18 protein-coding genes are annotated in these 20966 nt (G+C 72.0%); 5 read left to right on the top strand and 13 right to left on the bottom strand.

What is annotated here, in order from left to right; genetic code table 11:
* Window positions 1-61: 61 nt before the first annotated feature.
* The 7 genes from pstB to mshD form a co-directional block, all read right to left on the bottom strand.
* Entirely contained in the window at window positions 62-838 is a 777-nt protein-coding gene (pstB, locus tag ACFWFZ_RS31925) for a phosphate ABC transporter ATP-binding protein PstB (RefSeq protein ID WP_387127067.1), read from the bottom strand.
* A 29-nt stretch (window positions 839-867) separates the two neighbouring features.
* Window positions 868-1950, bottom strand: a complete 1083-nt coding sequence (gene pstA, locus ACFWFZ_RS31920; protein WP_387127065.1) for a phosphate ABC transporter permease PstA — start codon at window positions 1948-1950, stop codon at window positions 868-870.
* Window positions 1950-2939, bottom strand: a complete 990-nt coding sequence (gene pstC, locus ACFWFZ_RS31915; RefSeq protein WP_387127062.1) for a phosphate ABC transporter permease subunit PstC — start codon at window positions 2937-2939, stop codon at window positions 1950-1952. The genes pstA and pstC overlap by 1 nt, the downstream gene beginning before the upstream one ends.
* Window positions 2940-3079: 140 nt before the next feature.
* On the bottom strand, window positions 3080-4213 hold the full coding sequence (gene pstS / locus ACFWFZ_RS31910; protein ID WP_387127060.1) for a phosphate ABC transporter substrate-binding protein PstS: 1134 nt from the start codon (window positions 4211-4213) through the stop codon (window positions 3080-3082).
* A gap of 253 nt (window positions 4214-4466) precedes the next feature.
* Window positions 4467-5438, bottom strand: a complete 972-nt coding sequence (locus tag ACFWFZ_RS31905; RefSeq protein ID WP_387127058.1) for a CHAD domain-containing protein — start codon at window positions 5436-5438, stop codon at window positions 4467-4469.
* Window positions 5419-7779 (bottom strand): RNA degradosome polyphosphate kinase, encoded by a 2361-nt coding sequence (locus tag ACFWFZ_RS31900; RefSeq protein ID WP_387127056.1) that lies wholly within the window; start codon window positions 7777-7779, stop codon window positions 5419-5421. Before ACFWFZ_RS31900 ends, ACFWFZ_RS31905 begins: the two co-directional genes overlap by 20 nt.
* Before the next feature lie 312 nt (window positions 7780-8091).
* Window positions 8092-9018 carry a mycothiol synthase gene (gene mshD / locus ACFWFZ_RS31895; RefSeq protein ID WP_387127054.1) on the bottom strand — a complete coding sequence of 309 codons (927 nt, stop codon included), beginning with the start codon at window positions 9016-9018 and terminating at the stop codon, window positions 8092-8094.
* A gap of 171 nt (window positions 9019-9189) precedes the next feature.
* On the opposite strand from mshD, the gene ACFWFZ_RS31890 reads away from it, so the two are divergent.
* Window positions 9190-11007 (top strand): bifunctional metallophosphatase/5'-nucleotidase, encoded by a 1818-nt coding sequence (locus ACFWFZ_RS31890; RefSeq protein WP_387127052.1) that lies wholly within the window; start codon window positions 9190-9192, stop codon window positions 11005-11007.
* A 101-nt stretch (window positions 11008-11108) separates the two neighbouring features.
* On the opposite strand, the gene ACFWFZ_RS31885 is transcribed toward ACFWFZ_RS31890, so the two are convergent.
* A complete protein-coding gene (locus ACFWFZ_RS31885) occupies window positions 11109-11891 on the bottom strand; it encodes an alpha/beta fold hydrolase (protein WP_387127050.1) in 783 nt (260 codons plus the stop codon).
* Window positions 11892-12013: 122 nt separating this feature from the next.
* Here ACFWFZ_RS31885 and ACFWFZ_RS31880 point away from each other — a divergent pair, with 122 nt between their 5' ends.
* Both ACFWFZ_RS31880 and ACFWFZ_RS31875 read left to right on the top strand, forming a co-directional pair.
* Window positions 12014-12583: a TetR/AcrR family transcriptional regulator gene (locus ACFWFZ_RS31880; protein WP_387127048.1), complete on the top strand. Its 570-nt coding sequence runs from the start codon at window positions 12014-12016 to the stop codon at window positions 12581-12583.
* A gap of 141 nt (window positions 12584-12724) precedes the next feature.
* On the top strand, window positions 12725-13594 hold the full coding sequence (locus ACFWFZ_RS31875; protein WP_387127045.1) for a phosphatidylinositol-specific phospholipase C: 870 nt from the start codon (window positions 12725-12727) through the stop codon (window positions 13592-13594).
* Here ACFWFZ_RS31875 and ACFWFZ_RS31870 read toward each other — a convergent pair.
* The 3 genes from ACFWFZ_RS31870 to ACFWFZ_RS31860 form a co-directional block, all read right to left on the bottom strand.
* A complete protein-coding gene (locus ACFWFZ_RS31870) occupies window positions 13574-15010 on the bottom strand; it encodes a sensor histidine kinase (protein ID WP_387127043.1) in 1437 nt (478 codons plus the stop codon). The two genes, ACFWFZ_RS31875 and ACFWFZ_RS31870, sit on opposite strands and share 21 nt — an antisense overlap.
* The gene (locus ACFWFZ_RS31865; RefSeq protein WP_387127041.1) at window positions 15007-15738 is read right to left on the bottom strand and encodes a response regulator transcription factor; all 732 of its coding nucleotides are present in this window, start codon (window positions 15736-15738) and stop codon (window positions 15007-15009) included. Before ACFWFZ_RS31865 ends, ACFWFZ_RS31870 begins: the two co-directional genes overlap by 4 nt.
* Before the next feature lie 138 nt (window positions 15739-15876).
* On the bottom strand, window positions 15877-17094 hold the full coding sequence (locus ACFWFZ_RS31860; RefSeq protein ID WP_387127039.1) for a S1C family serine protease: 1218 nt from the start codon (window positions 17092-17094) through the stop codon (window positions 15877-15879).
* Between the two features lie 164 nt (window positions 17095-17258).
* On the opposite strand from ACFWFZ_RS31860, the gene ACFWFZ_RS31855 reads away from it, so the two are divergent.
* On the top strand, window positions 17259-17660 hold the full coding sequence (locus tag ACFWFZ_RS31855) for a hypothetical protein (RefSeq protein WP_387127037.1): 402 nt from the start codon (window positions 17259-17261) through the stop codon (window positions 17658-17660).
* Between the two features lie 14 nt (window positions 17661-17674).
* Here ACFWFZ_RS31855 and ACFWFZ_RS31850 read toward each other — a convergent pair whose 3' ends face one another.
* On the bottom strand, window positions 17675-18697 hold the full coding sequence (locus ACFWFZ_RS31850) for a LacI family DNA-binding transcriptional regulator (protein WP_387127035.1): 1023 nt from the start codon (window positions 18695-18697) through the stop codon (window positions 17675-17677).
* Window positions 18698-18931: 234 nt separating this feature from the next.
* Window positions 18932-19714, bottom strand: coding sequence for a response regulator transcription factor (locus tag ACFWFZ_RS31845; protein ID WP_387127033.1), 783 nt, complete (start codon window positions 19712-19714; stop codon window positions 18932-18934).
* Window positions 19715-20184: 470 nt separating this feature from the next.
* On the opposite strand from ACFWFZ_RS31845, the gene ACFWFZ_RS31840 reads away from it, so the two are divergent.
* Complete coding sequence (locus ACFWFZ_RS31840) at window positions 20185-20439, top strand: MoaD/ThiS family protein (RefSeq protein ID WP_030030863.1); 255 nt, start codon at window positions 20185-20187, stop codon at window positions 20437-20439.
* The last annotated feature ends 527 nt before the right edge of the window (window positions 20440-20966 follow it).

The following is a 20966-nucleotide window of genomic DNA, read 5'->3' as shown; positions in this document are numbered from 1 at the left end:
CTTTCCTCCGTCCCGCGGTGGCACCGCCATGCAGCACCGCGGGACGCTCTCACATCTCGCTTTAGCCGAAGCGGCCCGAGATGTAGTCCTCGGTCGCCTGCACGGACGGGTTGGAGAAGATCCGGTCCGTGTCGTCGATCTCGATGAGCTTGCCGGGCTGGCCGACCGCCGCGAGGTTGAAGAACGCGGTCCGGTCGGAGACGCGGGCGGCCTGCTGCATGTTGTGCGTCACGATGACGATCGTGAAGCGCTCCTTGAGCTCGCCGATCAGGTCCTCGATCGCCAGGGTGGAGATCGGGTCGAGGGCCGAGCAGGGCTCGTCCATCAGCAGGACCTGCGGCTCGACCGCGATGGCGCGGGCGATGCACAGACGCTGCTGCTGACCGCCGGAGAGGCCCGAGCCGGGCTTGTTCAGGCGGTCCTTGACCTCGTTCCAGAGGTTCGCGCCCTGGAGGGAGCGCTCCACTATGTCGCTCAGCTCGGACTTCTTGAAGTTGCCGTTCAGCCGCAGGCCCGCCGCCACGTTGTCGAAGATCGACATGGTGGGGAAGGGGTTCGGGCGCTGGAAGACCATGCCGACCGTGCGGCGGACCGCGACGGGGTCCACGCCGACGCCGTACAGGTTCTCGTCGTCCAGCATCACCTTGCCCTCGACGCGGCCGCCGGGGGTGACCTCGTGCATGCGGTTGAGGGTGCGCAGGAAGGTGGACTTGCCGCAGCCGGAGGGGCCGATGAAGGCCGTCACCGAGCGGGGCTCGACGGTCATCGAGATGTCGTCGATGGCCTTGTGGCTGCCGTAGAAGGCGGACAGTCCGCTGACGTCGATTCGCTTCGCCATGGGGGTCACTTCGCTTTCATACAGTCGCGTCAGCGACCGGTCTTGGGGGCCTTCCAGCGGGCGATGCCGCGGGCCACCAGATTGAGGATCATGACGAAGGCGATCAGGACGAGCGCTGCGGCCCATGCCCGGTCGTAGGAGGCTTCACTGCCGACCTTGTACTGCTCCCAAATGTAGAGGGGGAGCGAGGACTGGGCGCCTTCGAAGGGGTTGCCGTTGATCAGCTGGGAGCCGAAGACCAGCAGCATGATCGGGGCGGTCTCACCGGCGATGCGGGCGACGGCCAGCATCAGGCCGGTGGAGATGCCGCCGATGGCGGTGGGGAGGACGACCTTGAGGATCACGCGCCACTTCGGCACACCGAGGGCCAGGGCGGCTTCGCGCAGCTCGTTCGGGACGAGCTTGAGCATCTCCTCGGTGGAGCGGACCACGACCGGCATCATCAGGATCGACAGGGCCATCGCGCCGGCGAAGCCGGAGGGGCCGAAGCCGAGCATCAGGTTCCAGGTCGTGAGGATGAACAGACCCGCGACGATGGAGGGGATGCCGGTCATGACGTCGACGAAGAAGGTCACGGCCTTGGCGAGCGTGCCCTTGCCGTACTCGACCAGGTAGACGGCGGTCAGCAGGCCGATCGGGGCCGCGATCAGGGTGGCCAGGGCGATCTGCTCGATGGTGCCGAGCAGGGCGTGGTAGACGCCGCCGCCCTCGTCGAAGCTGGTCACGCCGTTCATGGAGTGGCTGAGGAAGTCGCCGCTCAGCATCTTCAGGCCGCGGCTGACCGTGGTCCACATCAGTGAGAGCAGCGGGATGACCGCGAGGACGAAGCAGACCCATACGAGGGAGGTCGCGACGCGGTCCTTGGCCTGGCGGCGGTTCTCGATCACCGCGCTGGCGGTGTACGTGATCGCGACGAACAGGAGGGCCGCGATCAGACCCCACTGGATCTTGCTCGCGAGGTCGAGGACGAGGCCGATGCCGCTGCCGAGGGCGATCGAGAGGACCGCGATGCCGGCCGGGGCCCAGCGGGGCAGGCCGCCTCGGGTGAGGCTGGTGGGAGCGGCGGACCGGGGGGCCCGGGTGGGCCGCTTGTCCTGGATTGCGTGGCTCATCAGGCGTTCGCCCCCGAGAAGTCCTTGCGGCGCGCGATGATCAGGCGAGCTGCACCGTTGACCAGCAGGGTGAGCAGGAAGAGGACCAGACCGGAGGCGATCAGCGCGTCCCGGCCGAACTCGTTGGCCTCGTCGAACTTCGCGGCGATGTTCTGCGCGAAGGTGCCGCCACCCGGGTTCAGGATGTGGCCGGAGATCAGGAAGCTCGGGGAGAGGACGGTCGCGACGGCCATGGTCTCGCCGAGTGCGCGGCCCAGGCCGAGCATCGAGGCGGAGATGACGCCGGAGCGGCCGAAGGGCAGCACCGACATCCGGATGACCTCCCAGCGGGTCGCGCCGAGGGCCAGGGCGGCCTCCTCGTTCATGCGCGGGACCTGGAGGAAGACCTCACGGCTGACGCTGGTCACGATCGGCAGGATCATGATCGCGAGCAGGATGCCGACGGTGAAGAGCGAGCGGGCGACGCCGACCTCGGTCTTGTCGAACACGTACGTCCAGCCGAGGTACTCGTCCAGCCAGAGGTTCAGGCCGTTCAGCTGCGGAACGAGGAAGAGGGCGCCCCAGATGCCGTAGATGATCGACGGCACGGCGGCCAGCAGGTCGACCACGTACGCGAGGGGCGCGGCCAGCTTGCGCGGCGCGTAGTGCGAGATGAACAGGGCGATGCCGACAGCGATCGGAACCGCGATGGCCATCGCGATGATCGAGCTGACGACGGTGCCGAAGAGCAGGACGGCGATGCCGAAGACGGGCGGGTTGGCCGACGCGTTCCAGTCGAAAGTGGTGAGGAAGTTCCCCTCGTTCTCCGACAGGGCGATCGTGGCGCGGTAGGTGAGGAAGGCGGCGATCGACGCCATGATCACCAGGAGCAGGATGCCGGATCCCTTGGAGAGCCCGGCGAAGATCTTGTCACCGGCGCGGCCGGTGGACCGTGCGCTCCTGGCGACAGGCGGAGCCTTGTCTATCTGGGTGGGTGTGGTGGAAGCCATGGTCTTTCCGGTCTGTGTGGGGGGCGAGCCCCCTGGCGGCGGTGCACCGGATTCCCCCGGGTGGAGGGGGAGTGTCTCCGGGGCCGGCCCGCCCGGTCCCCGCACGGGGGAGGGGGCGGACCGGGCCTCGGAGCTCAGGACTAGCCCAGCGAGTTGACGACCTCGCGGACCTTGGCGTTGATCTCGGCCGGGATCGGCGCGTAGCCGTTCTCGAGGAGGACCTTCTGGCCCGCGTCCGAGGCGGCGTAGTTCAGGAAGGACTTCACGGTCGGCAGGGTCTCCGCCTTGTTGCCCTTGTCGCAGACGACCTCGTAGGTCACCAGGACCAGCGGGTAGGCGCCCTCGGCCTTGGTGGTGTAGTCGAGCTTCAGGGCCAGGTCGGAGCCGGTGCCGGCGATCTTGGCGGCGGCGATGGCCTTGGAGGCGTTCTCACCGGTGGCCTTGACCGGGGCGGCGGCGCCCGTGTTCAGGTCGACGGTCTTGATGCCCTGGGCGCTGGCGAAGGAGAGCTCGAAGTATCCGATGGCGCCGTCCACCTGCTTGACCTGCGCGGCGACACCGGCGGAGCCGGAGGCGGCCTGGCCGCCGGGGGCGGCCCACTTCTTCGCGGCCTCGTGCGGCCAGGCGTCGGGGGCGGCGGCCTTGAGGTACTTGGTGATGTTCTCGGTGGTGCCCGAGTCGTCGGAGCGGTGGAAGGCCTGGATGGCGGTGGAGGGAAGCGTGACGCCGGGGTTCAGCTTCTTGATCGCCTCGTCGTCCCACTTCTTGATCTTGTCGTTGAAGATGTTGGCGATCGTGGCGGCGTCGAGGTTCAGCTTGTCCACGCCGGCGACGTTGAAGCCGAGGGCGACGGGGCCGCCGACCATCGGGAGGTCGATGCCCTGGCCGCCGGTGCAGATCTTCTTCGACTCCTCGACCTGCTCCGGCTTCAGCGCCGAGTCGGAGCCGGCGAAGCCGACGGTGCCCTGGTTGAAGGCGACGATGCCCTCACCGGAGGAGGAGGACTTGTAGTTCACCTCGACGCCGGGGCAGGCGGCCATGTAGTTCTTGACCCACAGCTCGACCGCGTTCTTCTGCGCGGAGGAGCCGGAGGCGAGCAGCTTGCCCTTGGCGCCGTCGCACTTGATCTCGCCGGCGGCCGGAGCGGCCTTGGTGGTGCCGTCCCCGGTCTTGGTGTTGTCGTCCGAGCCGCACGCCGTGAGGACCAGGGCGCCGGACACGACAAGCGCACCGAGGGCGGAGGCACGAAGCATGTTCTTGCGCTGAAGCTTCACTTTCGGGTGTTCCTTCCAGAAGCCGCCGGCCGCGTTCCGTTCGTACCGGGCGGCGTGCGAAGAGGACTACTGCGTCGGGGTCGCGCGGGGCGGCCGCCCCGCTCTGTGAGCCGCCGTTTCCGTGCACGACCGAAATTAGGCTGAAGAGGTGAAGCAGCCGACCGGCCCGAGTGAACGGACGGTGAACCGTGGCGGACGACCCGGTGCGCTGCGGTGCGTCCGCACCTGTCTGCCATCATCCGTCGTCCCGCCGTCACCGTCGTGCGGCCGCCGTCGGCTCCCGGAGCCAGAGGCGCTGGAAGTCGGCCCGGGCCGCCTCGACCTCGTGGCGCTGGTCGGCGTGCAGGACGCCCAGGGCGTAGGCCGTCGCCGGGGCGATGCGCGGGGTGCGGGCGGCCGAGGTGGCCGCGGCGGCGGCCTCGGCGGCGTCCCGGTGGCGGTCCAGGGCCTCGCCCGCGGCCGCCGGCCGGGTCACGTCCTCGCCGAGGACCTCCTGCGCGTACCGGTGGACCCGCAGGAGGCGGCGTACCTCGTGCCAGGGGCCGTCCTGGTCCGCGTCGTACGGGCTCGGCGCCGCCTCGCAGCCGCCGACCGGCGGCAGCGTCGAGACCGCGGCCGACAGTCGGGTTTCGGCCGCGGCCGCGAGCGGCACGAGGACCTCTCCCACCCGTCCGCGGGCCGCGACGGCGTCGAGCGGGACCTCGGAGGCGAGCACCGCCACCGCGTCCGCGACCGCGTGGAAGCGGGACGAGCCGAGCGCTTGGAGGGTGGCGGAGTGGGCGCGCGTACGGGCCAGGGTCAGCCGGCGGTCCAGCAGCGCGCCCGCGCGCGCCGAGCCCACCGTCAGGGCGCCGTCCGCGCCGCGCGGAGCGGGGAGCACGGGGGACCCCGACAGCCGGTGCAGTGCGTCCATGAGCCGGGCCAGCCGGGCGGCGTAGGCGTGCTCGTCGGCCAGGGTCGAGGACAGCCACACCAGCTCGGTGCGCAGTCCGTCGGCCCAGGACGACTCGGTCACCACCCGGAACGTGGCCAGTGATCCGCTGATGCGGCGCGCGGCGCCCCGCAGCGTGCGCGCCGCGACGCCGCTCTCCGCGGTGTCGGCGCCGCTCGCAGCGCTGGGACCGTACTGGCGTAGGCCCCGCAGGAAAGCCGTGGCCTGGGAGCGCAGGTATGCGCCGAGCACGTCACCCGCGGCCGCAGTGGGGTCATGGTTTGGCTGAGCCACGCCGGCGCCTCCGGGCGTCTATGAGCGTCTCCTGTACGTGCCGCAGCGGCTGGCCGTCCGCGTCCGTGCTGTGCCGGGTCCATTCGCCGTCCGGGCCCAGGTGCCAGGAGGAGGTGGCGTCGGACATGCCGGTCTCCAGCATCCGGTCCAGTGCCGCGCGGTGGGCCGGGTCGGCGACCCTGACCAGTGCCTCGATCCGGCGGTCGAGGTTGCGGTGCATCATGTCGGCGCTGCCGATCCACACCTCGGGCTCGCCGCCGTTGCCGAAGGCGAACACCCGGGAGTGTTCGAGGAAGCGGCCCAGGATCGAGCGGACCCGGATGTTGTCCGAGAGTCCCGGGACCCCTGGGCGGACGGCGCAGATGCCGCGCACCCAGATGTCGACGGGCACTCCCGCCTGGGAGGCCCGGTAGAGCGAGTCGATGAGGGCCTCGTCGACGATCGAGTTCATCTTGAGGCGCACGTACGCGGGGCGGCCGGCCCTGTGGTGGGCGGCCTCCTTGTCGATCCGCGCGATCAGGCCGTCCCGCAGCGAGCGGGGCGCGACCATCAGCCGGCGGTAGGTCTCGCGGCGCGAGTAGCCGGACAGCCGGTTGAACAGGTCGGAGAGGTCCGCGCCGACCTGAGGGTCGGCGGTGAGCAGGCCGAGGTCCTCGTACAGGCGGGCGGTCTTGGGGTGGTAGTTGCCGGTGCCGACGTGGGCGTAGCGGCGCAGCTGGTCGCCCTCCTGGCGGACGACGAGGGAGAGCTTGCAGTGGGTCTTGAGGCCGACGAGCCCGTAGACGACGTGGCAGCCGGCCTCCTCCAGCTTGCGCGCCCACTTGATGTTGGCCTGCTCGTCGAAGCGGGCCTTGATCTCGACGAGTACGAGGACCTGCTTGCCGGATTCGGCGGCGTCGATCAGGGCGTCCACGATCGGGGAGTCGCCGGAGGTGCGGTAGAGCGTCTGCTTGATGGCGAGGACGTCCGGGTCGGCGGCGGCCTGCTCCAGGAACCTCTGCACGGAGGTGGAGAAGGAGTCGTACGGGTGGTGCAGCAGGACGTCGCGCTCGCGCAGGGCGGCGAAGATGTCGGGCGCGTGAGCGGACTCGACCTCGGCGAGGTCCCGGTGGGTGCCGGCGACGAACTTCTGGTACTTGAGCTCGGGCCGGTCCAGGGAGGCGATCCCGAAGAGGGCGGTCAGGTCCAGGGGCCCGGGCAGCGGGTACACCTCGGAGGCGTTGACGTTCAGCTCCTGCACGAGGAGGTCCAGGACGCCGGGGTCGATGGACTCCTCGACCTCCAGGCGCACGGGCGGGCCGAAGCGGCGCCGCATGAGTTCCTTCTCCAGGGCCTGGAGCAGGTTCTCGGCGTCGTCCTCCTCCACCTCCAGGTCCTCGTTGCGGGTCACGCGGAACATGTGGTGCGCGAGCACCTCCATGCCGGGGAACAGCTCCTCCAGGTGCGCGGCGATGACGTCCTCCAGCGGGACGTAGCGCTGCGGGGAGGCCTCCAGGAAGCGGGAGAGGATCGGCGGCACCTTGACGCGGGCGAAGTGGCGGTGGCCGCTGACGGGGTTGCGTACGACCACGGCCAGGTTGAGGGAGAGGCCGGAGATGTACGGGAAGGGGTGCGCGGGGTCCACGGCCAGCGGGGTCAGCACCGGGAAGATCTGGTTCCGGAACAGTGTGAAGAGGCGGGCCTGCTCCTTCTCGGTGAGGTCGGGCCAGCGGATCAGGTGGACGCCCTCCTCGGCCAGCGCCGGGGAGATGTCCTGCTGGAAGCAGGCGGCGTGGCGGGCCATGAGCTCGCGCGAGCGCGTCCAGATGAGGTCCAGCACCTCGCGGGGCTGCAGGCCGGAGGCCGATCGGGTGGCGACGCCCGTCGCGATGCGCCGTTTGAGGCCGGCCACCCGGACCATGAAGAACTCGTCGAGGTTGCTCGCGAAGATCGCCAGGAAGTTGGCGCGCTCCAGGAGCGGGGTCGTCGGGTCCTCGGCGAGCTCCAGCACCCGCTCGTTGAAGGCGAGCCAGCTGCGCTCCCGGTCGAGGAAGCGGCCCGGGGGGAGTTCTCCGCCGTCCTTGTCGTCGTAGGCGTCCAGGTCGGCGTCGAGGTCGGGGTCGAAATCGACGTGCGGGCGGTGCGCGGCGATGGAGCCTATGCGGGCGTGGGCCGCGACGCCGGGCGCCGGGGCGGCGGGCCGGCCGGTGCCGGTGCCGGTGCCGGCACCGGTGCCCAGGGCGGCGGCTTTGCCGGGGTCTTTGCCGGCGGCCTTGCCGGCCTGGTCGGCGGCGGACGCGGACGTGTGAGACGGGTGCTGGGCGGGGACCTCGGTGGGACCGGCGCTGGGCTTGTGGCTCATGACTCCATTCTTCCGCGCAAGCGGCAGGACAGGCGCGTCGGACGTGTCGGCCGTCGGCCGGAGTCGAGGCTGCATTGGGGGAGCGTCGCAAGCGCTTCTGAATGCCCGGTTAATGGCGCGTGGCTTCCCGGCTCCGGCCGGCGCACGAGTCCTTCCCGGGGGCGCAGGCGTTGTGCCGGTCGGGCGTCGTGTGTGCCGGTCGGGCGTCGTGGGTCCGGTGCGGCGCCGTTGCCGGGGCGCTGCCCCGGGCCCCGCGCCTCGAACGCCGGCGGGGCTGATTGAGGCGGCGGGGTCGGGTGGGGCTTGCCCGGGTCAGCTCTCCGTGCGGTACATCAGGTCCACCTCGTGGGTGGTGAAGCCGAGGCCCTCGTAGACGGCGAGGGCCGCCGGGTTGTCGGCGTCGACGTAGAGCATGGCCGTCGGCAGGCCCTGGGCCGCCAGGTGCTGGAGGCCGATCGCGGTGAGGGCCTTGCCGAGGCCGCCGCCCTGGGCGCCGGGCAGGACGCCGACCACGTAGACCTCGCCCAGCTGCTCCGCCGCGTGGACCTTCGTCCAGTGGAAGCCGACGAGCTCACCGTCGCGTTCGGCGAGGAAGAACCCCTTGGGGTCGAACCACGGCTGCGCGATCCGGTCGTCGAGGTCGCGCTGGGTGAGCGAGCCCTGCTCGGGGTGGTGGGCGAAGGCGGCCGCGTTCGCCGCGAGCCAGGCCGCGTCGTCGCTTCCGGGCTGGAAGGCCCGTACGGTCACGCCCGGCGGGAGCACCGGCTCCGGCAGCGGGGCCCCTTCGGCCAGGGGCCTGCGCAGCTGGCGCAGCTCGCGGAAGAGGGTCAGGCCGAGTACCTGGGCGAGGTGCCGGGCGGCGGACTTGCCGCCGTGGGCCCACACCCGCAGCCGCTTGCCGGAGGCGGCCAGCAGGGCCATTCCCATGGCGCGTCCGTGGCCGCGGCCGCGCAGGGCGGGGTGCACGACGAGTTCGGCGGCCGGCGCCTCCACCGGGTCGGTGTCCTCCAGTTGCCCGTACGCGGCGAGCCGGCCGCCGTCGGTGAGCAGGAAGTGCCGGACGCCCGCGCGCGCTCCTCCGCGCAGCTGGAGCCTTCCCTGTTCGGACACGGCGGTGGTGCCGTCCGTACGCGCCGCGTCCTCGATCAGGTCGAGGACGGCATCGGCCTGTTCCCCCGTCAGCTCGTCGAGGGTCTCAATCTGCCGTCCCGGCTCCAGGGCCGCGCTTGCGTCAGTCATGGAACGAGCCTACGACCGTCGTGGCCGCCGGGTGGAGTACGGGCGCGGGGGTCGGTCCTTCTTCTGCGCGTAACCAACGCGATACCCGTTACCCCCTGGTAGAGCTACGCGCGTTGACCATAGGCTGCGGCGGACCTCCCAAGCAGTATCGCTGTCCGCAAAGGGGACTAAATGTCAGCGACGCCACAACGGCACCGCCGAAACCGCCGGTTGACCTTCGCCGCCCTCGCCGTCACGGCCGGAGCCGGAGCGATGGTCGCGGCCGCACTGCCGGCCGGTGCCGCGAGTGGTGGCGGTGCGGCCAAGAGCCGGACCGTCGAGGTGCAGATGCTGTCGTTCAACGACTTCCACGGCACCCTGGAGCCCCCGCAGGGCTCCTCCGGCACCGTGACCGAACGTCAGGCCGACGGCACCACCAAGGCCATACCCGCGGGCGGGGTCGAGTACCTCGCGACCAGCCTGCGCGAGGCCCGCAAGGGCCACGAGTACTCCGTCACCGCAGCGGCCGGAGACATGATCGGCGGCAGCCCGATGCTGTCCGGTCTCTTCCACGACGAGCCGAGCATCGAGGCGCTGAACAAGCTGGGCCTGAACGTCTCCAGCGTCGGCAACCACGAGTTCGACGAGGGCAGGACCGAGCTGCGCCGCATGGCGTACGGCGGCTGCCACCCGGTCGAGGGCTGCTACGAGTTCGGCAAGGAGTTCACGGGCTCCACCTTCCAGTACCTCGCCGCGAACGTCACGGACGAGAAGACCAAGCGCCCCCTGATGTCGCCCACCTACGTGTGGAAGAAGGGCGACGTGAAGATCGGCTTCATCGGCGTCACCCTGGAGGGCACTCCGGACATCGTGACCGCCGACGGCGTCAAGGGCCTCAAGTTCGGCGACGAGATCGAGACGATCAACAAGTACGCCGCCGAGCTGAACAAGCAGGGCGTGAAGTCGATCGTCGCGCTGATCCACGAGGGCGGTCTGCCCGCGAACGGCGCGTACAACTACGACTGTGACGTCCCGGGCGCCGGCGCCGGCATCTCGGGCGCGATCGTGGACATCGCCAAGAACGTCGACGCCAAGGTCGACGCGCTGGTCACGGGCCACACGCACCAGGCGTACGCCTGCAACATCCCGGACCCCGCGGGCAACCCGCGCGCGGTGACCTCGGCCGCCTCCATCGGCCGTCTGTTCACCGAGACCACCCTCACCTACGACCGGCGGACCAAGGACATCGTCCGTACGCCGGTCGCCTCGCCCAAGCCGGTCAACAAGGTCGTCCACCGCGACCAGCCCAAGGCCCCGGACATGACCGAGCTGATCGGTCGCTGGAACGCCCTGGCGGCCCCGATCGCCAACCGCCCGCAGGGCTTCATCGCGGCGGACATCCCGGGCCGCGGCTCGGCGGAGCCCGAGAAGCCGCTCGGCGACCTGATCGCCGACGCCCAGCTGGAGGCACTCGCCCCGGCGGACAAGGGCGGCGCGCAGCTGGCCCTCATGAACCCGGGCGGCATCCGCTCGGACCTCGCCTACAAGGCCGCGGGCTCCGAGGGCGACGGCGTGGTGACGTACGGCGAGTCCTTCACGGTCCAGCCGTTCACCAACATGATGAACGTCGTGGACCTGACCGGCGCGCAGCTGATCACCGCGCTCCAGCAGCAGGTCACCGGGCCGGTCAACGGGCCCAGCCCGAAGATCCTGCAGGTGTCGAAGGGCTTCACCTACACCCTCGACATGACGAAGGCGGGCGCGGACCGCATCGTCGTGGACTCGGTCAGGCTGAACGGCGCCGCGATCGACCCCGCCAAGACCTACCGGGTCGCGATGAACGAGTTCCTCGCGGGTGGCGGTGACGGCTTCACCGTCCTGAAGGAGCACAAGAACAAGCTGGTCGGCGCGTCCGACCTGGACTGCTTCAACGCCTACCTGACGAACAACTCCACTGAGTCCTCGCCGATCGCCCCGCCGGCGGCGAACCGGATCACCGTCATCAAGTAGCACCCGCGCACAGCGCGCCCGGAGGGGCGGTGGGCCTGTCTCGGCCCGCCGCCCCTCCGGCGTTTCCCCGTGCACCCCCGTGGCGCGGGGACCCGGGCGGATCAGAGGGCCGCCAGGAAGGTCCCGACGGCCCTGTGGAAGCCGTCCGGGTCGGTGAACGGTACGAAGTGGTCGCCGTCGAGGGGTGCGTACGAGGTCTTCGGGCGCCGGGCGGTCATCGCGTCGGCGACGGGCTGCGTGAGCGCCTGGCTGCGGGTGCCGTGGACCAGCAGGGCCGGGCAGGTGCTCGTGAGCCAGGTGTCCCAGTGGTCGCCGGCGCAGGCGTGGATGGAGTCGAGCATGTCCTGCGGGTGGTACGCCAGGCGCCAGCCGGTGCCGTCCGGGAGGGGGCGCAGCCCGTCGGCGACGAAGGGCGCGGCCGGTCCGGCGGCGGCGAGGAGTTCCTCGCGGGTGGCGGCGGTGTGGGGGAGGCCGCCGAGGAAGTCGAACCAGTTCGGCCCGTCGGGGATGCGGATCTCGACGGTGGCGTCGACGCCGACGAGCGCGGAGATCCGGTCCGGGTGGGCGGCGGCCAGGTGGTAGGCGTTGAGTCCGCCGAGGGAGTAGCCGAGGAGCGGCACGGGGGTGTCCAGGCCCAGGTGGTCGAGGAGGGCGACGGCGTCGGACACGTAGCCCTCGCGGCGGTAGTCGGGGGCCCGGTCCGATGCGCCGTGGCCGCGCTGGTCGGGGGCGATGACCCGCCAGCCGTCGCCGAGGGCGGCGGCGAGTCCGGTGAAGGCGAGGGCCTCGGACATGCCGCCGTGCAGGGCGAGGAGCGGCCTGCCGGTGCCGCCGAAGTCCAGGTAGGAGAGGGTCCGGTCGTCGATCTTCAGCTCGTGGCGCATGTTCCTGCCTCCCGTGGGCCTGTGGATCTTTGCGGTGGCTCCACCCTGCCAGCGTTTGGGCAAGCGCGCAATACGCTTGTATTGGGCGCTTGCCCAAGAGGGGTGGTGGATACGATCCCGGCATGGGAAATCGCGAGGACCTGCTGGCCGGCGCCCGCCGCTGCCTGGAGGAGAAGGGCTACCTGCGCACGACCGTGCGCGACATCGCCACGGCCGCGGAGGTGAGCATGGCCGCGATCGGCTACCACTTCGGCTCGCGCGAGGCGCTGCTCAACCAGGCGCTGTTCGCCGCGATGGAGGAGTGGGCCGCGGGCTCCGGCCGGCTCGCCGGAGAGGGCGGGACCGCGGGGGAGCGCTACGCCGACACCTGGGACCGCAAGATCCGCGACTTCGGCGAGACGCGCTGGCTGTGGCTGGCCTCGGTCGAGGCCTTCGTGCACGCGCAGTCCTCGCCGGAACTGCTCGCGATCCTGGCCGAGGCGCAGCGCCGTAACCGCCGGATGGTGGCCGCGGCGCTGCGCGGGGTGCCGGAGTCCGAGGTGTCGGAGGCCGACGTACGCGCCCTGGGCTCGATGCACATCGCGCTGCTGAGCGGGGTGATGGTGCAGACCCTGACCGACCCGGAGCAGGCGCCGGACGGCCGGGAGCTGCTGCGGGGGCTGCGCGAGATGGTCGGCCTGCTCGAAGACTGACCGCTACCGACGGGTAGTGCCTGTGACGTGTGCACGCCATAATCCGGCCATCACCGGGTCGGCGAAGGGGCGGGCATGGGTACGGGCACGGGTACAAGCAGGGGCACTGGCACGAGTGCGGTCACGGGCGCGCGCACGGGCATGGGGCGCAGGGCGTTCCTAGCCGGCGCGCTGGCCGCGGGAGCGGCCGCCGGGCTGGGGGCCGCATCCGCCCCGGCCGCCGCGGCGGCGGCCCTCGGCACCCAGGACTGGATGTCCGGCCTCGGCGACTCCACCGCCCTCCAGCGGATGACCATCCCCGGCACGCACGACTCCGGCGCGACCAAGGGAGGGCTCTATGTCGCCTGCCAGAACACCTCGATCGCCCAGCAGCTCGACTCCGGCATCCGCTTCCTCGACGTCCGCTGCCGGGTCACCGGCGGGTCCTTCGCGATCCACCACGGGTCCTTCTTCCAGGACCTGATGTTCGGGGACGTCCTCGTCGCCTGCTGGAACTTCCTCGCCGCCCACCCCGGCGAGACCGTCCTGATGCGGGTCAAGCAGGAGTACTCCGGGGAGAGCGACGCCACCTTCCGCGCCGTCTTCGACGACTACCTCGACCACCGCGGCTGGCGCCCGCTGTTCCGGATCGCCGACACCCTGCCCACCCTCGGGCAGGCCCGCGGGAAGGTGGTCCTGCTCGCGGACAACGGCGGCCTGCCGGGCCTGCGCTACGGCGACGGCAACGTCTTCGACATCCAGGACGACTGGAACGCCGAACCCTTCGCCAAGCGCGGGAAGATCGAGAACCACTTCCGCAAGGCGGTCCAGCAGCCCGGCCGGCTCTTCGTCAACTACGTCAGCACCTCGGCCTACATGCCGCCCCGCTGGAACTCCGACCGCCTCAACCCGCAGGTGCACGCGTTCGTCGACGGCGGGGAACTGGCCGGCCGGACCGGGCTGGGCATCGTCCCCATGGACTTCCCCCACACCCGCTCCGGCCTGGTCGCCTCACTGATCCGGCACAACTGACGGCTCCGAGGGCGGCGGCGTGGGCGCCCCCGGGATGCGGAGCACCGCTTCCGTGCCCGGGCCGCCGTCCGCCGCCGCCCGCAGCTCGGCGCTGCCGCCCGCGCGGGCCGCCGTACGGGCCACGATCGACAGGCCCAGCCCGCTGCCGGGCAGGGCGCGGGCCGACGGGGACCGCCAGAACCGCTCGAAGACGTGCGGCAGGTCCTCCGCCGGGATGCCCGGCCCGTGGTCCCGTACGGTCAGCTCGCCCGCCCGCAGTGCCACCTCGACCGAGCCGCCCGGCGGGCTGAACTTCACCGCGTTGTCCAGGACGTTGACGACCGCCCGCTCCAGCGCCGCCGCCTCGCCCCGTACGTACCAGGGCTGAAGGTCCGAGGTGAAGACCAGCTCCGGACCGCGCAGCCGGGCCCGCGACAGTGCGGCCGCGGCGATCTCGTGCAGGGCGACCACGCCGAGCCGGCCCGGGGCGGCCGCGTCCGGCCGGGACAGCTCCTGCAGGTCCCCGATCAGCGAGGCCAGCTCCGTCATCTGCGCCTTCACCGAGACCAGCAGCTCCCGCCGGTCGTCGGGCGGAATGGCCCGACCGGTCTCCTCGCTGCGCGCGAGGAGCTCGATGTTGGTGCGCAGCGAGGTCAGCGGGGTACGCAGCTCGTGCCCGGCGTCCGCGATCAGCTGGGCCTGCCGGTCCTGGGAGGAGGCCAGCGCCGCGGTCATCGAGTTGAAGGACCGCGACAGGCGGGCGATCTCGTCGTCGCCCTCGTCGGGGATCCGCACCGTCAGGTCCTCGGTGCGGGCGATGTGCTCGACGGCCTCGGTCAGCTCGTCGACCGGCCGCAGCCCCGTACGGGCCACCCACAGGCCGGCCGCGCCCGCACCCACCACTCCGACGCCGCACACCAGGAGCAGCACCCAGGCGAGGGTGGACAGGGGCTTGTCGATGTCGGCGAGCGGCTTGGCCACGGTCAGCGCGGCGGCCCGCCCGTCGAGCAGGGCGGGCTGGGTGTAGACGCGGACCGGCACCCCGTCGGAGGTGGTCGCGTCGTAGAGGGCGGCCCCGCGCCGCCGCTGGGCGACCGCCAGGTCGGTGGCGCTGATCCGCAGGGTGCTGCGGCCGTCGACCCAGCAGTGGCCGCCGTCCGGCAGCACGATCTGCACCTGGGCGCTGAGGTTGTTGGCGGGCCGCTCCGGGAGGGCGCCGGTGACGGCCACGCAGCCGAGCGAGCGGTAGACCTGGTTGGCCTGCGCCTCGGCGTTGGTGGCGCGCAGCGCGCTGTCCAGCTGGTCGCGCAGCTGGGTGCGGACCATCACCCAGGACACCGCGGCCACGCCCGCCACGGCCAGCGCCACCGCCACCGTGACCAGCAGGGCCAGCCGGGAGCGCAGCGGGAGCGCGCGGAAGCGGGCGAGCGGGCTCACTCGGGCCCGCCCTCGCCGGAGCGCAGGACGTAGCCCACCCCGCGCACGGTGTGGACCAGGCGCGGCTCGCCGCCCGCCTCGGTCTTGCGGCGCAGGTACATCACGTACACGTCCAGGGAGTTGGAGCTGGGCTCGAAGTCGAAGCCCCAGACGGTCTTGAGGATCTGTTCGCGGGTCAGGACCTGGCGCGGGTGCGCGAGGAACATCTCCAGCAGCGTGAACTCGGTACGGGTCAGCTCCACCGGGCGTCCGGCCCGGGTGACCTCGCGGGTCGCGAGGTCCATGCGCAGGTCGCCGAAGGTCAGGGCGTCCTCGTGGGTGTCGGCGCCGGCCTGCGGGGCGGCGTAGGAGCTGCGGCGCAGCAGGGCGCGGACGCGGGCGAAGAGCTCGTCGAGCTCGAAGGGCTTGACGAGGTAGTCGTCGGCGCCCGCGTCGAGGCCGGTGACGCGGTCGCCGACGGTGTCGCGGGCGGTGAGCATGAGGATCGGGGTGGTGCTGCCGGACGCGCGCAGCCGGCGGGCGGCCGTGAGCCCGTCCATCCGCGGCATCTGGATGTCCAGCACGATCAGGCCGGGGGCGTAGGAGGCCGCCTTGTCGAGGGCGTCGAGGCCGTCGACGGCGGTCTGCACGGCGTAGCCCTCGAAGGCGAGGCTGCGGCGCAGGGCCTCGCGTACGGCCGGTTCGTCGTCGACGACGAGGATCCGCGCTTCGCCTTCGGCGGGGTTCATGGATGGGTCTCCAGGTGTGGTGGTCGGCCGGTGGCTCCGAGGGGTGACGGCGCCTCCAGCCTCGCACGGGCCGGACGGGTAGTGCTGGGAGCGGAGAGGTTCACCGGGTCACGGCAGCAGGCCCCTACTTCGCGGGACCTAGAAGGAGGTGCCGAAGCCGTTGGCGAAGGAGTCGCCGCCGGAGGATCCCTTGCCACCGGAGCCGCCCTTGCGCAGGAAGTCCAGGTCGGCCTTGATCGTGTCGACGGGGATGGCGAAGCCGAGGCCGACGCTGCCGGCGGCGGAGTTGCCGGTCGAGGGCGAGTAGATCGCCGAGGGCATGCCCACGATCTCGCCGTTCATGTTGACCAGGGCGCCGCCGGAGTTGCCCGGGTTGAGGGAGGCGTCCGTCTGGAGGGCCTTGTACGAGGTGGTGTCCGAGCCGGTGTCCCCGTTGAACTGGCGGCCGCCGAAGGAGAAGGGCCAGCTGCCCTCGCCCCGCTGCCGGCCCTGCGGGGAGCTCTGCTCCGACGTGGGCACCTTCACCTCGCGGTTCAGGGCCGAGACGATGCCGCTGGTCACGGTGCCGGTGAGGCCGTCGGGGGAGCCGATGGCGACGACCTGGTCGCCGACCTTGACGCTGCCGGAGTCGCCGAGCCTGGCGGGCTTGAGGCCGCTCGCTCCCTGGAGCTTGATCAGGGCCAGGTCCTTGTCGGGGTCGGTGCCGACGATCTTGGCGGGGTACTTCTTGCCGTCGCTCGTCGTCACCTGGATCTCGGTGGCGCCGTCCACGACGTGGTTGTTGGTGGCGATCTCGCCGTCGGCGGTGAGCACGAAGCCGGAGCCGGTGCCCTGGCCGGATCCGGTGCGGGTGTCGATGCGGACGACCGAGGGGCTGACCTGCTCGGCGATGCCGGCGACGGTGCCGGTGCTGGACTGCGAGACGTTCGTGCCGCTGACCCCGCCGGAGGTGCCGGCCTGCCGGTCCATCAGCTGCTGCACGGCGGCGGCGGTGCCGCCGCCGACCAGGGCCGCGGCGAGCGCGACGGCAGCCAGCAGGGCGACGGGCTTCTTCGCGCGCCGGCCGGGAGCGGCGTGGGCCGGTCCCTGCGGGCTGCCGGCGCCGCCCTCGCCGCCGTCGGCCGCGGCCGGGACCGTCTCGCCCCGGATGACCGGCGGCCGGTGCGCCTCGTGCCAGCCGGGCGCGGCCGGCGGGTAGGCGGGCGGCGGCGGATACGCCCCGGTCCCGGTCCCGGCTCCGGCACCGGCCTCCTGCGTCAGCCGGTCGCGTCCGCGCTGCCAGTCCTCGCCGAACGGCGCGTGCCGGGGGCGGTGTTCCTGCGGGTACTCGCCTTCGCGGCGGAAGCTCTCGGTCATGACCACGACTGTGCTCGCCGTTGATGAGAGCTTCCTGAGTCCGGCCTGAGAAGCCCGACAGAACCGCGTATGCCCGATGTAAAGACGCTTCCCCTTTCCTTCCCCTTCCCCTATCTTGAACACGTTCAAGTGAACGTGTTCAAGATCTGATCGGGGGGTCGTGGATGGACGAGGTCGTGCGGCGGAAGGTGTCCCGCGTGCCGTGGGGGCTGGCGGTGACGGCGACCGCGGTGACGGCCGCCGCGGCGGTGTGGTCGGCGATCGTGGGGACGGGGGGCGTGCTGCCCCGCGCGTACCTGGTGGCCCTTGCCGTCGTGGCGCTGCCGCTCCTCACGCGTCACGCGCCGACGGCCTTCACCTGCGCCTGCCTGCTCACCGGGATGGTCCTGCTGTGGGTGTCGCTGATCGGGGCCGCCTTCGGGCTCGCTCCCGTCGCAGCGGCGGCGCTCCTGCTCCTGGTCTCATCGGTCGCCGATCCCGACCATCCCCCGAGCGGCTGTTCGGTGGCGCTGGCCGCGGCGCTGCCCCCGGTGTTCTTCCTGGTGGCCTCCCTCCTCGCCTACTGAGGAGGCCCGGCGCCCTACTTGCAGCCGCAGGAGCGGCGGATCACCAGGGCCGACGGGAACTGCTTGAGGCGCTCGCGGCGCGAGCCGGCCACGCGCAGGCCGTCGTCCAGGACGAGGTCCACCGCCGCGCGGGCCATCGCGGGGCGGTCCGAGGCGACCGTGGTCAGCGGCGGGTCCGTGAGGGCCGCCTCCTTGACGTCGTCGAAGCCCGCCACGGCCAGCTCCCCGGGCACGTCGATGCGCAGCTCGCGCGCGGCGCGCAGCACCCCGATCGCCTGGTCGTCCGTGGCGCAGAAGACGGCCGTCGGCCGGTCCGGCCGCGCCAGGACCTCCAGGGCGACCGTGTACGCGTCGTAGCGGTTGTACGGGGCCTCGATCAGCCGACCCTCGGTCGAGCGGCCCGCCTCCTGCATGGCCCGGCGCCAGCCCTCGACGTGGTCGGCGACCGGGTCGCCGACCGACGGGGTGTTCTCGATGCCGCCGATACAGGCGACGTACTCGTGTCCGTGCTCCAGCAGGTGCCGGGTGGCGAGCTGGGCGCCGCCGATGTCGTCCGTGACGACCGCGACGTCGTCGATCGCCTCCGGGCGCTCGTGGAGGAGCACCACGCGGGCGTCCCAGGCCTCGATCTCGCTGGCGGCCTGCTCGCTCATGCCCTGGCTGACCAGGATCAGCCCGGAGACCCGCATCCCGAGGAAGGCCCGCAGGTAGTGGACCTCGCGCTCGGTGCGGTAGTCGGAGTTGCCGACCAGGACCATCTTTCCGCGCTCGGCGGCGGCCTGCTCGACCGCGTGCGCCATCTCCGCGAAGAACGGCTGGCGGGCATCGGGGACGATCATGCCTATGAGGTCGGTACGCCGCGACGCCATCGCCTGGGCGACCCGGTCCGGGCGGTAGCCCAGATCCTTGATCGCGGCGAGGACACGCTCGCGCGTGGCCGGGGCGACCGGCCGGGGTCCGTTGTTGATGACGTAGCTCACGACGGCGGTAGAAGTACCCGCAAGTCGCGCCACGTCATCCCGCGTCACCTTGGCCACGCGCGGCAGTCTACGCGGGGTGACCTACCTCTGGGCAGGGAGTCCTGCAGACCGGACGGTCATGGGCCCCTCAGGGTCTGTATGAGTGGCCCCGCGGCGTCGCGACGCCCGACACGCACCCTCGGCGCACGAGCCACATGTCCTGGTAGCTCCGCTACGAGGACATTCGTCCCGCACGCCGAGGGCACGCACCGAACGCCGCTCCTTGCTCCACGGGGCAACTCGATACAGACCCTAGGCCGACCGGGTGGCGGCCCCCGACGCCTGGACGGACCCCTCCGAGGCGGCCTCCGCGGCGACCTTGGCCGCCGCCTGCGCCGCGGCCTCCGCCGCCGCCCGCTCGACCTTCTCCGGCGTGACGAAGCGGTAGCCGACGTTGCGGACCGTGCCGATCAGCGACTCGTGCTCGGGGCCGAGTTTCGCCCGAAGCCGCCGTACGTGCACGTCGACCGTCCGGGTGCCGCCGAAGTAGTCGTAGCCCCAGACCTCCTGGAGCAGCTGGGCGCGGGTGAAGACCCGGCCCGGGTGCTGCGCGAGGTACTTGAGCAGCTCGAACTCCTTGAAGGTGAGGTCCAGCACCCGCCCCTTGAGCTTGGCGGAGTACGTCGCCTCGTCCACCGACAGGTCGCCGTTGCGGATCTCCATGGGGGAGTCGTCCGAGCCGAGCTGCTGGCGGCCCGTGGCCAGCCGCAGGCGCGCCTCGACCTCGGCGGGACCGGCGGTGTCCAGGAGGACGTCGTCGATGCCCCAGTCGGCGGTGACGGCCGCCAGGCCGCCCTCGGTGACGACGAGGATCAGCGGGCAGCCGGGGCCGGTGGAGCGAAGCAGCTGGCACAGCGACCGGACCTGGGGCAGGTCGCGGCGGCCGTCGACGAGGATCACATCGGCGCCGGGGGTGTCCACGAGGGCGGGGCCCTCGGCCGGCGCCACCCGGACGTTGTGCAGCAGCAGGCCGAGTGCGGGCAGCACTTCGGTGGACGGCTGCAGGGCGTTGGTGAGCAGCAGGAGCGAGCTCATGACCGACCACCTGCCCGGGCCGGACGGTGGTGCACGGATCGCTGGTCCATCACGTCGGTTCCTCCTCGGTCCCGTCGAGGACGTGCGCGGTACTGCTTCGTACGTGTCGCCTGGTGCCCTCACGGCCCCGCGCCCCGGGAGTCCGCTCGGATACCACTGTTCTCGGTTCGTTCAACGTGCTGAAAGCACAAAAGGACCCGGGGGCCACATTGCCCGGATCCTCTCGCCAGCAGAATAGCCCACCCGCCGTTGCGGGGCCGAGGCTCTTCTGTTTCCTCTTCTGTGGTTCCTGCCACCCTCCTGCCACGTTTCCGCCCTGCGTATGCACCGTTTTCACCGGATCGGAGGCGTGCGCGTCGGCCGCGCTCGCCGGCCCGGGCGCACACCCGGCGCGTCGGGGCACACCGGGGGCGGTGGCGCGAGGGGCCATCATGGAGGCCGACGGTAGAGAGCCGACGATAGGAGCTGCAGTGGCAACCGGAACCATCCGCTACTGGGCGGCGGCCAAGGCCGCGGCCGGGACTGCGGAGGAGCCGTACTCGGCGCGGACACTCGCCGAGGCGCTCGACGGCGTGCGGGAACGCCACCCCGGGGAGCTGACCCGGGTCCTGCTGCGCTGCTCCTTCCTCGTGAACGAAGAACCTGTGGGCAAGCGCCCGCACGATTGCGTACCGCTGACCGAGGGGGGCACCGTCGAGGTGCTCCCGCCGTTCGCGGGCGGGTGAGCGGGAGCCGATGAGCACGCCTGAGGAACAGCAGCGCCGGCAGTACGCGCAGCAGCAGTCACAGCAGCAGTCGCATCCACAGCAGCAGTCGCCGCAGCAGCAGGATCCGTACGGGACCCAGACCTGGCAGGCCGACACCTGGGACACCGGGTACCAGCCGGTGCACCCGCCGCTGGGCGCGGTGCCGGGGCAGCCCGTCGCGCCCGAGGGCTGGTTCCGGGACGGGGCCGCGGCCCAGGCTCCCGCCGGCGGTGCGGGAGTGCCGTGGCCGGACGGCTCCGCCGCCGGGCCGGCTGCGCAGGCCGTGACCGGCCACGCCGAGGCCTACCCGTCGTACCAGGCCCAGCCCCAGGCGCAGGTTCCGGCCGAGGGGCCCGCCTGGGGGTCGGCCACCGGCCCGGAGCCGCAGGGGCTGGCTCCGCAGAGCTGGTTCCGCGACGAGGCTTCCGCTCCGGCCGCGCCCGCTCCGGTGCAGGACTGGTCGCACGGGGCCGGGGCGGCCGTCCCGGCGGCCGAGACGGCGTATC

This window comes from Streptomyces sp. NPDC060232 (assembly GCF_042726555.1).
Lineage (GTDB): Bacteria > Actinomycetota > Actinomycetes > Streptomycetales > Streptomycetaceae > Streptomyces.
This window is presented reverse-complemented; position numbering and strand designations above follow the sequence as displayed.

Coding starts and splice junctions, on each gene's coding strand:
- pstB (WP_387127067.1), bottom strand. CDS start 838: ATGGCGAAGCGAATCGACGTCAGCGGACTGTCCGCCTTCTACGGCAGC.
- pstA (WP_387127065.1), bottom strand. CDS start 1,950: ATGAGCCACGCAATCCAGGACAAGCGGCCCACCCGGGCCCCCCGGTCC.
- pstC (WP_387127062.1), bottom strand. CDS start 2,939: ATGGCTTCCACCACACCCACCCAGATAGACAAGGCTCCGCCTGTCGCC.
- ACFWFZ_RS31900 (WP_387127056.1), bottom strand. CDS start 7,779: ATGAGCCACAAGCCCAGCGCCGGTCCCACCGAGGTCCCCGCCCAGCAC.
- mshD (WP_387127054.1), bottom strand. CDS start 9,018: ATGACTGACGCAAGCGCGGCCCTGGAGCCGGGACGGCAGATTGAGACC.
- ACFWFZ_RS31890 (WP_387127052.1), top strand. CDS start 9,190: ATGTCAGCGACGCCACAACGGCACCGCCGAAACCGCCGGTTGACCTTC.
- ACFWFZ_RS31885 (WP_387127050.1), bottom strand. CDS start 11,891: ATGCGCCACGAGCTGAAGATCGACGACCGGACCCTCTCCTACCTGGAC.
- ACFWFZ_RS31880 (WP_387127048.1), top strand. CDS start 12,014: ATGGGAAATCGCGAGGACCTGCTGGCCGGCGCCCGCCGCTGCCTGGAG.
- ACFWFZ_RS31875 (WP_387127045.1), top strand. CDS start 12,725: ATGGGGCGCAGGGCGTTCCTAGCCGGCGCGCTGGCCGCGGGAGCGGCC.
- ACFWFZ_RS31865 (WP_387127041.1), bottom strand. CDS start 15,738: ATGAACCCCGCCGAAGGCGAAGCGCGGATCCTCGTCGTCGACGACGAA.
- ACFWFZ_RS31860 (WP_387127039.1), bottom strand. CDS start 17,094: ATGACCGAGAGCTTCCGCCGCGAAGGCGAGTACCCGCAGGAACACCGC.
- ACFWFZ_RS31855 (WP_387127037.1), top strand. CDS start 17,259: ATGGACGAGGTCGTGCGGCGGAAGGTGTCCCGCGTGCCGTGGGGGCTG.
- ACFWFZ_RS31845 (WP_387127033.1), bottom strand. CDS start 19,714: ATGAGCTCGCTCCTGCTGCTCACCAACGCCCTGCAGCCGTCCACCGAA.